This is a genomic window from Gemmobacter nectariphilus DSM 15620, assembly GCF_000429765.1.
GTDB classification, from domain to species: domain Bacteria; phylum Pseudomonadota; class Alphaproteobacteria; order Rhodobacterales; family Rhodobacteraceae; genus Wagnerdoeblera; species Wagnerdoeblera nectariphila.
Genome location: NZ_AUCM01000006.1, coordinates 304,956 through 317,022 on the forward strand (window position 1 = coordinate 304,956; position 12,067 = coordinate 317,022).

At 65.9% G+C, this 12,067-nt stretch carries 10 protein-coding genes and 1 pseudogene; 8 read left to right on the plus strand and 3 right to left on the minus strand.

All coding sequences use genetic code 11. The annotated features are described in order from the left end of the window. The first annotated feature begins 54 nt into the window (after positions 1-54). The 5 genes from dctP to G481_RS0108220 are packed head-to-tail and all read left to right on the plus strand — an operon-like array spanning position 55 to position 5,778. Positions 55-1,032 (plus strand): TRAP transporter substrate-binding protein DctP, encoded by a 978-nt coding sequence (gene dctP, locus G481_RS0108200; RefSeq protein ID WP_028029608.1) that lies wholly within the window; start codon positions 55-57, stop codon positions 1,030-1,032. Between the two features lie 53 nt (positions 1,033-1,085). Continuing rightward, entirely contained in the window at positions 1,086-1,634 is a 549-nt protein-coding gene (locus tag G481_RS0108205; protein WP_028029609.1) for a TRAP transporter small permease, read from the plus strand. A 1-nt stretch (position 1,635) separates the two neighbouring features. Further along, on the plus strand, positions 1,636-2,949 hold the full coding sequence (locus tag G481_RS0108210) for a TRAP transporter large permease (protein ID WP_028029610.1): 1,314 nt from the start codon (positions 1,636-1,638) through the stop codon (positions 2,947-2,949). A 13-nt stretch (positions 2,950-2,962) separates the two neighbouring features. Next, positions 2,963-4,267: a malonyl-CoA decarboxylase gene (locus G481_RS0108215; RefSeq protein ID WP_342666569.1), complete on the plus strand. Its 1,305-nt coding sequence runs from the start codon at positions 2,963-2,965 to the stop codon at positions 4,265-4,267. After that, the gene (locus G481_RS0108220; RefSeq protein ID WP_028029612.1) at positions 4,267-5,778 is read left to right on the plus strand and encodes a malonate--CoA ligase; all 1,512 of its coding nucleotides are present in this window, start codon (positions 4,267-4,269) and stop codon (positions 5,776-5,778) included. The genes G481_RS0108215 and G481_RS0108220 overlap by 1 nt, the downstream gene beginning before the upstream one ends. A gap of 9 nt (positions 5,779-5,787) precedes the next feature. On the opposite strand, the gene G481_RS0108225 is transcribed toward G481_RS0108220, so the two are convergent. Both G481_RS0108225 and G481_RS23220 read right to left on the minus strand, forming a co-directional pair. Continuing rightward, entirely contained in the window at positions 5,788-7,113 is a 1,326-nt protein-coding gene (locus G481_RS0108225) for a Wzz/FepE/Etk N-terminal domain-containing protein (RefSeq protein WP_028029613.1), read from the minus strand. A gap of 1 nt (position 7,114) precedes the next feature. Beyond that, positions 7,115-7,960 carry a CpsD/CapB family tyrosine-protein kinase gene (locus G481_RS23220; protein WP_161630513.1) on the minus strand — a complete coding sequence of 282 codons (846 nt, stop codon included), beginning with the start codon at positions 7,958-7,960 and terminating at the stop codon, positions 7,115-7,117. 337 nt (positions 7,961-8,297) lie between these two features. Here G481_RS23220 and G481_RS0108235 point away from each other — a divergent pair, with 337 nt between their 5' ends. After that, positions 8,298-9,266, plus strand: coding sequence for a glycosyltransferase family 2 protein (locus G481_RS0108235; protein WP_028029614.1), 969 nt, complete (start codon positions 8,298-8,300; stop codon positions 9,264-9,266). Between the two features lie 92 nt (positions 9,267-9,358). On the opposite strand, the gene G481_RS0108240 is transcribed toward G481_RS0108235, so the two are convergent. Continuing rightward, entirely contained in the window at positions 9,359-10,114 is a 756-nt protein-coding gene (locus G481_RS0108240; RefSeq protein ID WP_028029615.1) for a WecB/TagA/CpsF family glycosyltransferase, read from the minus strand. Positions 10,115-10,296: 182 nt separating this feature from the next. On the opposite strand from G481_RS0108240, the gene G481_RS0108245 reads away from it, so the two are divergent. Next, positions 10,297-11,706 carry a membrane protein gene (locus G481_RS0108245; RefSeq protein WP_028029616.1) on the plus strand — a complete coding sequence of 470 codons (1,410 nt, stop codon included), beginning with the start codon at positions 10,297-10,299 and terminating at the stop codon, positions 11,704-11,706. Positions 11,707-11,797: 91 nt separating this feature from the next. Further along, positions 11,798-12,067 (plus strand): annotated as a pseudogene (locus G481_RS26465) (IS110 family transposase); the annotation flags it as partial.

Below are 12,067 nucleotides of genomic sequence, written 5' to 3' on the forward strand. Positions count from 1 at the left end.
GTCGTCAACCTGCCTCGCATCATCAAGAACGAAGAGCTTTGGGAGGAGACTTCGATGAAACTTGCCAGGATCGCGGCGATTGCCGCCATTCCGTTCTGTCTTGCCGCGACCACTGCTGCGGCGGTTGAGCTGCGCCTGTCGCACCAGTTCGCGCCGGGCGATCTGCGCCACAAGATCGCGCAGATGGTGGCCGATGATGTGGCTGCCGCGAATGTCGATCTGACGATCAAGATTTTCCCCTCGGGCTCGCTGTTCAAGGCGACCGAGCAATACATGCCGCTCAGCCGCGGTCAGCTGGACATGACGGTGTTCCCGCTGTCCTATGCGGGCGGCCAGCACCCGGAATACAACCTGACCCTGATGCCGGGGCTGGTGAAGAACCACGACCATGCCGCGCGGCTGATCGCCTCGCCCTTCATGGCCGAGATTGAAAAGGTTCTGAACGGGGACGACGTGATGACGCTGGTGCACGGCTATCTGGCTGGCGGCTTTGCCAGCGTCGATGGCTGCATCCGCCGCCCCGAGGACGTCAAGGGCAAGACGGTGCGCGCCGCCGGCAAGGGGTTCGAGGAAATGTTGCAGGCGGCGGGTGCCTCGATCGCCTCGATGCCGTCGTCGGAAACCTACAACGCAATGCAGCAGCACGTGTTGCAGGCGCTGAACACCTCGTCCTCGTCCTTCGTGTCGTTCCGGCTGCAGGAACTGGCCAAGTGCTATACGCCGGCCGCCGACATCGCGCTGTGGTTCATGTATCAGCCGATGCTGATCAACAAGACCACCTTTGACCGCCTGACGCCCGAGCAGCAAAAGGCGCTGCGCGATGCCTCGGCCAAGGCCGAAGCCTATTACATGGCCGAAGCCGCGAAAGAAGATGCCAACTCGGTCGACGTGTTCAAGGCCGCCGGGGTCGAGATCGTCAACCTGACGCAAGAGGATTTCGACGCCTGGAAGGCACTGGCGGAACAGTCGTCCTACAAGTCCTTTGAAGGCAACGGCAAGAAGCTGCTGGATATGGCGCTGTCGGTTCAGTGACCTGACCAGGGGCGTGCCCGGTGGCGCGCCCCGACTTACCCCCGGAGACCCCCATGACCCGACTTTCGACGGCCGGGCCGCATTCCCCCGGCGGCAATGCCTTTGTGCGCGGCGTTCGCGCCATTTCCACCGTCTGCGGCTGGGTGGCCGCTGCGCTGACGGTGATCGCGCTGTTCGTGACCTGCCACATGATCTTTGTGCGCTATGCGCTGGGCCAGTCGACGATCTGGCAGACCGAGGCGGTGATCTATCTGATGATCGCGGCCGCCTGCATCGGGTTGCCCTATGTCCAGACCCTGCGCGGTCATGTGAACGTCGATCTGGTGCCCATGGCGCTGCCGCGTCGGGGGCGGCTGGTGCTGGCCTGGGTCGTGCAACTGGCCACGATTGCCGTGATCGCCGTCATCGCCTGGTATGCGTGGGAGGTCTGGCATCAGGCCTGGGACCGCAACTGGAAATCCCCGACCGTCTGGGGGCCGCGCCTGTGGATCCCCTATATGGTTCTGCCGCTGGGGTTCGGGCTGTTCCTGCTGCAACTGCTGGCCGATCTGGTGGCATTGGCCACCGGCGAGGACGCACCCTTTGGCGTGAAGGAGGGCTGAGATGGATCCGCTGACGCTTGGCCTTCTGGTGGCGGTGGCCACGATTGTCGTCCTGTTTTCCGGCGTATCGGTGGCGGTGGGGCTGCTGATCGTCTCGGCGCTGTTCCTGCTGATCTTCGATGGCGCAAGGTCGCTGGAGATGATGCCCGAGATCTTCTTTGCCGATCTCAACAGCTTTACCATCCTGTCGATCCCGATGTTCATCATCATGGGGGCCGCCGTTGCCTCGACCCGCGCGGGCGCCGATCTGTTCGAGGCGCTGGAGCGCTGGCTGACCCGCGTGCCGGGCGGGCTGGTGGTGTCGAACCTGGGGGCCTGCGCGCTGTTTGCGGCGATGTCGGGGTCCAGCCCTGCCACCTGCGCCGCGATCGGCAAGATGGGCATCCCCGAGATGCAAAAGCGCGGCTATCCCGATACGGTCGCCGCCGGATCCATCGCCGCAGGCGGGACGCTGGGCATTCTGATCCCGCCCTCGGTGACGATGATCGTCTATGGCATCGCGACCGAAACCTCGATCGGGCGGCTGTTCCTGGCCGGGATCGTGCCGGGCATCTTGCTGACGCTGCTGTTCATGGCCTGGTCGATCTTTGCCACATGGCGGTCGGGCAACACCGCCGTCCTGTCGCCGCGCCACTATTCCCTGCGCGAGCGGCTGGAGATCCTGCCGCGCGTCGTGCCGTTCCTGCTGGTGATCGCTGGGGTGCTGTATTCGATGTATGGCGGGATCGCCACGACCTCGGAAACCGCTGCGGTCGGGGCGATCCTGTGCCTTGGCATGGCCATCGTGATCTACCGGATGTGGAGCCCCCGCGCCATCTGGGGCGTGCTGCGCGACAGCACCAAGGAAAGCGTGATGATCCTTTTCATCATGGCGGCGGCCGGGGTGTTCGCCTACATGATGTCCTCGCTGTTCATCACCCAGTCCATTGCCCAGTGGATCGCAGGGCTCGAGGTAAACCGCTGGGTGCTGATGATCCTGATCAACATCTTCCTGCTGGTTGCCGGGTTCTTCCTGCCGCCGGTCGCGGTGATCCTGATGACGGCGCCGATCCTGATGCCCATTCTTCAGGCGGCGCAGTTCGATCCCTATTGGTTTGCGGTGATCCTGACGATCAACATGGAAATCGGCTTGATCACGCCGCCGGTGGGGCTCAACCTCTTCGTCATCAATTCGATTGCACCGAAGATTCCGTTGAAAACCATCCTGTGGGGGTCGGCACCGTTCGTCGGCTGCATGTTCCTGGCCATCTTCATCCTGTGCCTGGTGCCGGAACTGGCGACGTGGCTGCCCGATGCCGTGATGGGGCCAGGCTGACAGGGGACATGACATGAGCCGTATCGCCTATTTCGCCGATCTAATGACGACGCTGTTCGAGCGTCGTCCCGCCAAGCCGGATGTGCCCAGCCGGGCCCCCATTGCCGAATTGTGCGCCGCGCTGCTGTCGTCGCGGGGCGAGGTGTCGGGGGCGCGGCTCGCCCGGGATGTGTTGTCGCATTATGCCCGTCTGACGCCCGAGGATCGCAGGGCCTTCTTTGCCTATCTGGCGACGGACCTTGACCTTGACCCCGACAAGGTGGCCGAGGCCGCCGCAGCCTACAAGGAAAGCCGCAGCGCCCGCGCGCTGGCCCGCCTGACCCGCGAGGCAGAGCCGCGCCGGCAGGAACTGTTCCGCCGGCTCAACCAGGCGCCGGGGGCGACCGAACAGCTGGTGCGGATGCGGCTGGATCTGTTGAACCTGCTGCCCGAGGCGCCGGAACTGGGTGTGATCGACCCCGATTTCCAGCATCTGTTCGTCAGCTGGTTCAACCGTGGCTTCCTTGTGCTGCGCCATATCGACTGGCGCACACCGGCGAACATTCTGGAAAAGATCATCGAATACGAGGCCGTTCACGCCATCAACGACTGGGACGACCTACAACGCCGGTTGCGCCCCAATGACCGGCGCTGCTTTGCGTTCTTTCACCCCGCGATGCCCGAAGAGCCGCTGATCTTTGTCGAGGTGGCGCTGACCAAGGGGGTGCCGGGGTCGGTGCAGGCGGTTCTGGCCGAAGGACGCAAGCCGCTGGCCGATGGCGAATTCGATACGGCGGTGTTCTATTCCATCTCGAACTGTCAGGAAGGGCTGCGGGGCATTTCCTTTGGCAATTCGCTGATCAAGCAGGTGGTCGAGGAACTCAAGGCCGACCTGCCGCAAGTCAGCCGTTATGTCACCCTCTCGCCTGTGCCGACGCTCAGCCGCTGGCTGGAAAAGGTGGCGCCAGACCGTCCGCCGGTGGCCCAGCTGCTCGAGGCTGCCGCCACGGCCGACCCCAAGGCGATGGAGCCGCACAAGGCCGCGCTGCGCCAGTTGACGGCGGAATACCTGCTGCTGGTCAAGCGCGGCGATGGAATGCCCGCCGATCCGGTGGCGCGGTTCCATCTGGGTAATGGTGCCCTCTTGCATGATGTTCACGCGCTGGCCGATACCTCGGCCAACGGGTTCCGCCAGTCCGCGACGGCGATGGTCAACTACCTTTATGATCTCGCCAAGGTCGAACGGAACAACGAAGCCTTTGTGACCGATCGTCAGGTCGCGGCGGCAAAGCAGGTGCAGACCCTGGCAGGCCAGGGCGAAACGACAGGAAAGAAGTGATGACCAACCCGCTGTATGATGCCCTTGTCGCGCCGCTGGCCGCGCGCAGCACTCCGGTGCTGACCGATGCTGCCGGGCACACCCTGTCGGGACGCGACCTGCATGGCATGGCCATGGCGCTGGCTGCGGCGCTGACCGGGCTGGGGCTGAAGCCCGGTGATCGCATGGCGGTGCAGATCGACAAGTCGCCCCGCGCGCTCGCGCTCTATCTGGCGGCGCTGGCCTCGGGCGTTGTGTTCCTGCCGCTGAACACGGCCTATACGGCCGACGAGGTGGAGTATTTCGTCTCCAACGCGGGTGCCGCGCTGCTGGTTGGCAGCCCTGCCCGCGCCGACAGCCTGCGCGAGGTCGCCACCCGCCACGGCGCCAAATTCGAGACGATGGATGCGGCGGGCGATGGCTCGCTGACCGATCTGGCGGCCCAGGCCCCGGCCGGGTTCAGCCCGGTGGACCGTGGCCCCGACGATCTGGCGGCGATCCTTTATACCTCGGGCACGACGGGGCGGTCCAAGGGCGCGATGCTCAGCCAGAACAACCTTTTGTCCAATGCCGAGGTGTTGGTCAGGGAATGGCGCTTCACCGATGCCGATGTGCTGCTGCACATGCTGCCGATCTTCCACACCCATGGGCTGTTCGTTGCGACCAATGTGGTGCTGCTGTCGGGGGGCAGCATGATCTTCCTGCCAGGGTTCAAGGCGGATCAGGCCATCGACTGGCTGCCACGGGCGACCAGCATGATGGGCGTGCCCACCTTCTACACCCGCCTGCTGGACGATCCGCGCTTTACCCGCGATCTGGTCGGGCACATGCGGCTGTTCACCTCGGGCTCGGCCCCGCTGCTGGCGGAAACCCATGTGCAGTTCGAAGAGCGCACCGGCCATCGCATCCTGGAACGCTACGGGATGACCGAGACCAATATGAACACCTCGAACCCCTATGACGGCGAGCGCCGCGCGGGCACCGTCGGCCCGGCGCTGCCGGGGGTCGAGGTCAAGATCACCGACCCCACGACCGGCGCCGCCCTGCCGCAAGGCGAGCCGGGGATGATCGAGGTGCGCGGGCCGAACGTCTTCAAGGGCTACTGGCAGATGCCCGAAAAGACCCGCGAGGAGCTGCGCGACAATGGCTTCTTCATCACCGGCGATATCGGGGTGATCGACAAGGACGGCTATGTCAGCATCGTCGGCCGTCAGAAGGATCTGATCATCACCGGCGGCTACAACGTCTATCCCAAAGAGATCGAGCTGATCCTGGACGAACAGCCCGGCGTTCTGGAAAGCGCGGTGATCGGCGTGCCGCATCCCGACTTCGGCGAGGCGGTGGTGGGCGTGCTGGTGGCGCTGCCGGGCCAGACCATCGACATCGAGGCGGTGAAGGCGGCGATGGGCCAGTCGCTGGCCAAGTTCAAGCAGCCCAAGCACATCGCCGTGGTGGCGGAACTGCCGCGCAACACCATGGGCAAGGTGCAAAAGAACCTGCTGCGCAAGGACTTTGCCGGTCTGTTCGCCTGAACTGCGCCCTCAGGGGCGGGGTGTCCCGCCGCGCTGCGCCGCAACCATGGCCAGCGCGGCCGCGCCTGCGCCCGCGACCAGCGCCATGGATGTCAGGCGGCGCCACAATCTGGCGCGGCGGCTGTGCGGGCCGGGCAGATCGGGCAGGGAAATGACCGGCCTGATCCCAAGCGCGCGTTCCGTCTGCCGCGCGGTCCGCAACACCGGGTCACGCAGCTCCAACGCCAGCGCCAGCCCCAATGCCGCCATCAGGCTGCCGAAAACCCCGAACACCATCACCTTGCGCCGCCCCGAGGCCAGCGGGTAGTCGGGCGGCAGCGCCGATTCCAGCAGCTCGAACCGTTCGGTCTGCCGCTCGCTGTCCAGGCGCTGGCTGGTTTCGGCCTCGGCCCGGCGCATGTTGATGGCCGTATATTGGTCGTGCAGCTGCTGGAGGCGCCGGTCAAAGGTGCCAAGCTGGGTTTCCACCATCGGCGCGCGGTTCACTGCGGCCTCTACCTCGGTCTGACGGGCCCGCACCGCCTGCCGCTGGCCTTCCAGCCCGGCAATCTGCGCCTGAAGCACCGAGATTTGCCGCTGTTCGATGGTGCGCCGCGCCTCGCGCGATGTCAGGGCCGCCAGTTCCTGGTTCAGGTCCAGGATCTGACTGTCCAGATCGCGCAGCGTCGTGGACAGCCGGCCGATCTCGTCGCGGCGGGCCAGAACGCCCTCTGGCAGGGCATCGACGTTGGCGTTCTTGAAGCTGGTGATCTCGGCCTCGAGCGCGGCGATGGCAAGGCCCAGGCGCGATTCCTCGCGTTCGTAGAATTCCAGCGTCTCGCGCACGCGTGCCGACTGTTTGGCCGCCGTCAGATCCAGCACCTTTCGGGCCAGATCGTTGGCAACATCGGCCGCAAGCTGGGGGGTGCCCATCTGGACGATGAGGATCATGGCCGATACGGGCTGTTCGGCGCCAAAGCTGTTCTGGCCGGCCCGGATGGTCTGGATGCGCACCGCCTTGCGCAGCAGCACCACCTTTTCAGCGGGGCTGAGCGCGGGCAGATCGGTGTAAAGGCCATGGGCCTCGATCATCGCCAGCATGCTGTCGCGGCTGGTCAGTTCCTGTTCCAGCAGTTGCAGCCGTTGCGAGGAATGTGACACCGCGTCGGACGTCGTGACATCGGCCGCCACCCGTGGCAGTTCGACCTGCAGGACGGCCGCAGCCTCGTAGGTGCGGGGCAGTTGCAGGGCGACGAACAGCGTCATCAGGCTGCCCAGCAGCACGATCGCCAGGATCGGCACAAGCCGGCGCCGGATCATGCCAAGAACATCGGCGATGGACTGGATATTGCCCATGTCAGCGCCTCCGCCGTGCCGGGCTGTCCTCGGCCCGGTTCAGGACGACGCCAAGCACCTGCGTATGATCCTGAAGCAACCGCTCGCATTCGCGGATCTGGGCGGCGCTGGTGCGGGTGGCATCCGCGACCAGCAGGATCCCGTCGATTTCCGGCAGAAAGGCCAATGCGTCATCGGCCTCCAGCACCGGGGGCAGGTCATAGATGGTCACGTCGGGCGACAGATCCTCCATCACCGCTTCAAGCGCGTCGGCGGTCGCCGGTTCCTGCAGCAGTTCCGCAGAGTTCACCTCGGCCCTGCCATTCAGGCCAAGTGCCAGCGTGCGGCCGACACGGCAGAAATGGGATTCGATGGGCTGGAGGCCGGTCAGCACATCGCGCAGCGGGCCGGGGTCGGGATGACCAAAGATCGCCGCCAGCCCTGGCTTGCGCAGGTCCAGGTCAATCAGCATCGTGCGCCCCGACGGTCGGCGCGCCAGCGCCAGCGCCAGATTGGCCGCCACCGTGCTGGCGCCGCAGCCGCGCGTCGGGGAGGCCACCGCGATGCGCGTCCAGCCGCGTTCTTGCAGCGCCTGCAACATCCGGGTGCGCAGGTGATCATACAGCAGGCCCACCGGATCCTCGCGATGGTTCACCACAAGGTGCATCGCTGCGCAATGCGCCGACTCAAGCCGCAGCGCGGGCAGGTCCGACCACAGCCTGTCAGGGTCATGGCGCGTCGGCAGCAGGGCGTTGCGCAGATCCTCGTCGTCCAGCAGCGGCAATGCGGGTGCTGGCAGGCGTTCATGGCCAAAGACCGAAACCGCCCGCCCGGACGGGCGCTGCACCGGAGGCGGGGCCTTGATCATCTGCAGATCATCGGGACCATATCCCCCGAAAACTGTTTCCATCAAAGAACCGGCTTTCGCCATGTCAAAGGACCTTCCTTTGGCGTCCGGCAGGCCGGATGCAGAACGGGCACATCCCGCCTTGCGGCGGAAAAACACTGAACAGAAAGCCTTTACCCGTCAGCGCGCGTGGCGCCACGGGTCAATGCCTGCCGATCCGGGCCCCCGCCCAGCCCTCAAGGATCTAGCCGATTCGCGGATGCGGAAAAAGCCACTGATATGGAAACGATCCGGTGCCAATGGTCAAAAGCCTTTGAATGTCCTAGCCTTGTCCGGTTCGGTCCGGACGGGGTGCAAGATGGTCGAAACGGTCGATGCGGTGGTGATCGGGCGGAACGAAGGCGCGCGGCTGGTGGCCTGTCTGGCATCGCTGCGCGGGCAGGTGCGGCGGGTGGTCTATGTGGACTCGGGGTCGACCGACGGATCGGTCGAGGCAGCGACCTCTGCGGGGGCGCGGGTCGTCGTGCTGGACATGGCCCGGCCCTTTACGGCCGCACGGGCGCGCAATGCCGGACTGGAGGCCTTGGCCGAGGATCCGCCCGACTTCGTGCAACTGCTGGACGGCGATTGCGCGATGGATGCGGGCTGGATCGGGGCCGCGCTGGGCTTTCTGCGCGGGCATCCGGACGTTGCCGTGGTCTGCGGCCGTCGGCGCGAGAGGTTTCCGGCGGCATCGGTCTATAACCGGCTGGCGGATATCGAATGGAACACGCCGGTCGGGCAGGCCAGGGCGTGCGGGGGCGATGCCTTGATGCGCTGGGCACCGCTGCGGCAGGTGGGCGGATACCGGCCCGACCTGATCGCCGGGGAAGAGCCCGAGCTTTGCCTGCGTCTTGGTCGGCTGGGCTGGTCGATCTGGCGGCTGGACGCCGAAATGACGCTGCATGATGCGGCGATGACCCGATTTTCCCAGTGGTGGCGCCGGACGCGGCGGGCCGGTCATGCCTTTGCCGAAGGCGCCGCGCTGCATGGGGCCGGACCCGAGCGGCACTGGGTGGCCGAGACCCGCCGCACCGTTCTGTGGGGGGCGGCCGTGCCCCTGATCGCGCTGGCCGGTCTGGTGCTGGGGTATCCTGCGGCGGTGCTGGTGCTGCTGGTCTGGCCGGCGCAGGTTGTGCGGCTGGCCCTGCGCTGGGGTGGCGGGCGCGCGGCATGGGAGCGGGCGGGTTTCACCGTGCTGGGCAAGTTGCCCGAGGCCCTGGGGGTGCTGGGCTATTGGTGGGGCCGTCTGCGTGGGCGCAAGGCGGGCCTGATCGAATACAAATAGCGCAGCGCGCTGTTGGTCTGGGTCAGATGGGGGGCCAGCCCCCCGTCGCGTGCCGCGACTCCCCCCGGGATATTTTCGGACAGATGAAAGGCTCAGCCGGTTCTGCGCTGGGCGATGGCGCGGCGCAATTCCCCTGGCAGGATGGCGGCGCAGGCGGCATAGCGCGGGATCAGGCGGCGCGGGCTCAGGGTCATGCGCCAGGCCCATTCCATCGCGATGGCGCGCACCCAGGCCGGCGCGCGGACCTGTTGGCCGGACAGGAAGTCCAGCCCCGCGCCGACCGAGACGAAGCCGACATCTGGCGCAATCTCCCGGCCGAGGGCTGCGAGCAGTTCCTGTTTCGGCGCGCCAAGGGCCAGCAGGCACAGCCGGGCGCCGCTGGCTGCCACCTCGGCCAGCAGGCTTGCGGCCTGTGGCCCCGTAGGGTCGAACCCCATCGGCGGAGCGATCGTCGCGGCGATCTTCAGGCCGGGCACGGCCGATTGCAGGTGGCGCGCGGCGCCTTCAAGCGCCGAAGGCGTGCTGCCGACCAGCGCCACGGGGGTCTTTGTCCGGCCTGCCAGCTGCGCCAGCGGCAGCACGAGGTCCGATCCGGGAACCAGCGCGACAGGCCGGCCCGCCAGCCGGGACAGCCAGACGATGGGGTTGCCATCGGCGACCACCAGATCATGCCGGGCATAGGCTGCGCGAAAGGCGCTGTCGCGGTGCAGCTTGACCAGATGATCGAGGTTGATCGTGGCAAGCGCAAACCCCTGGCCGGCGGCAAGCCGGCGTTCCACCGTCGCCAGAAGGGTGGCGCGGTCCGGGATGTTCACCCGCAGCGTGGTCTGGCCAAAGCGGAAGTTCACAGGTTGCTTCCCCGCTGATGCAGCCCCATGCCTGCCACGCGGGGCGCCATGGGGCAAGCGGCCAGCGCGCGAACATATCGTTTCCGCTCGGCCAAGGGATTGTCGCCGGATCGTCCTGCCCGCCATTGTGGCGGCATTGGGGCGTTCGTGGTAAGCCTTTTGCTGCAAAAGTGAAGGGACCGATGCCCAACAGCCTGGCCTATATCGCGCTTGTCCTGTGGCCTGTGGTGGTGGTGGTGCTGTTCCGCCGCCTGCCGGTGGAACGTGCGCTGATCTGGTCGATCCTTGGTGGCTATCTGCTGTTGCCGCCGGTTGCGGCGATCGACCTTCCGGCGGTGCCCGCGCTGGACAAGATGTCGATCCCCGCGCTGTCGGCCTATGTGGTGGTCACCCGGATGCTGGGCATATCGGTGCCGCTGATCCCCTCGGGGCGGCTGGCGCGGCTGTTGCTGGCTGTGTTCGTGCTGGCGCCCTTTGGCACCATTGTGACCAACCCCGAGGTGATCCCGGTTGCCGGGCATGGCGTGCTGCCCAGCCTGCGGCTTTACGATGCGATCTCGATCATCGCGTTTCAGGCCTTTGTCATCCTGACCTTCGCGCTGGCCCGCAGCCTGCTGGCCAGCGCGGCCGCCCTGCGCGAAATCCTGATCGCGCTGGTGATCGGGGGGCTTGGCTATTCGCTGCCCATGCTGCTCGAGGTGCGCCTGTCGCCACAGCTGAACATCTGGATCTACGGCTTTTTCCAGCATTCGTTCGAACAGATGATGCGGCAAGGGGGCTTTCGCCCGATCGTCTTTTTGCAGCACGGCCTGTGGGTTGCGTTCTTTGCCATGACCTCGGTGCTGGCGGCGGTCTCGTTGCTGCGCGAGGCCCCGGCCGAGGACAAGGCGCGGCTGGCCTTGGCCTCGGCCTATCTGTTTGTCGTGCTGGTCCTGTGCAAGTCCATCGGGTCGCTGGTCTATGCGGCGGCTCTGGCGCCGCTGGTGCTGGTGATGGGGCAGCGCTGGTTGCTGCGGATTGCCATGGCCATGGCGGTGCTGGCGCTGAGCTACCCGGTCTTGCGGTCCAGCGGCCTGATCCCGGCCGAAGACCTGGTGCGCCTTGCTGCCAGCTATAGCGCCGAGCGCGCGCAATCGCTGGAATTCCGCTTTGCCAACGAGGCGGCGCTGCTGAACCACGCGTTCGACAAGTCATGGTTCGGCTGGGGCGGGTTCGGACGCAGCCAGATCTATGACATTTTCACGGGCCGCAGCCTGACGGTGGCCGACGGGCGATGGGTCATCGTGCTGGGGATGTATGGCTGGGTCGGCTATGTCGGGGAATTCGGGCTGCTGGCCTTGCCGCTGGTCCTGCTATGGCGCCGCGCGGAACGATTGCCACCCGGGACCATGGCGGCGCCGCTTGGTGCCCTGGCGGTGATCCATGGGGTGAACATGGTGGACATGTTGCCCAACGCGACCCTGACCCCGATGACCTGGCTGATTGCAGGGGCCCTTCTGGGCCATGCGGAACTTGCCGCCGCGCCCACACAAGACAGGCCCGCCACGGCCGACATCGCGCCCAAGGCCGGGCGCCCAAGAACAATCATGTAAGACTCTTGGTCTGTTTTGATGATGTGGACACCCCGACCCCAACCGTCGAATCTGGTTTCAACGGTTCCCCGAGAAGAAGGAGTGGTTGGATATGTCCGGAATGATCATTGGCCTCGATCTCGCGAAGAGCGTTTTCCAGGTCCACGCTGTCGATGCTGACGGAAAAGTTGTCATCACCAGAAAGGTGCGGCGCTCTCAGATGCTCGAGTTCTTTGGGAGGTTGGATCCGTGCTTGGTTGGCATGGAGGCGTGCCCCTCCGCGCACCATTGGGCGCGGGAACTTTCTGCCCTAGGCCACGAAGTCCGATTGATGGTCGCGTCCTACGTGAAGCCCTACGTCAAGCGCCAGAAGAACGACATG

Bases quoted from the DNA above. Each gene is read 5' to 3' on its own strand.
- dctP (WP_028029608.1), top strand. From the start codon at position 55: ATGAAACTTGCCAGGATCGCGGCGATTGCCGCCATTCCGTTCTGTCTT.
- G481_RS0108205 (WP_028029609.1), top strand. From the start codon at position 1,086: ATGACCCGACTTTCGACGGCCGGGCCGCATTCCCCCGGCGGCAATGCC.
- G481_RS0108210 (WP_028029610.1), top strand. From the start codon at position 1,636: ATGGATCCGCTGACGCTTGGCCTTCTGGTGGCGGTGGCCACGATTGTC.
- G481_RS0108215 (WP_342666569.1), top strand. From the start codon at position 2,963: ATGAGCCGTATCGCCTATTTCGCCGATCTAATGACGACGCTGTTCGAG.
- G481_RS0108220 (WP_028029612.1), top strand. From the start codon at position 4,267: ATGACCAACCCGCTGTATGATGCCCTTGTCGCGCCGCTGGCCGCGCGC.
- G481_RS0108225 (WP_028029613.1), bottom strand. From the start codon at position 7,113: ATGGGCAATATCCAGTCCATCGCCGATGTTCTTGGCATGATCCGGCGC.
- G481_RS23220 (WP_161630513.1), bottom strand. From the start codon at position 7,960: ATGATCAAGGCCCCGCCTCCGGTGCAGCGCCCGTCCGGGCGGGCGGTT.
- G481_RS0108235 (WP_028029614.1), top strand. From the start codon at position 8,298: ATGGTCGAAACGGTCGATGCGGTGGTGATCGGGCGGAACGAAGGCGCG.
- G481_RS0108245 (WP_028029616.1), top strand. From the start codon at position 10,297: ATGCCCAACAGCCTGGCCTATATCGCGCTTGTCCTGTGGCCTGTGGTG.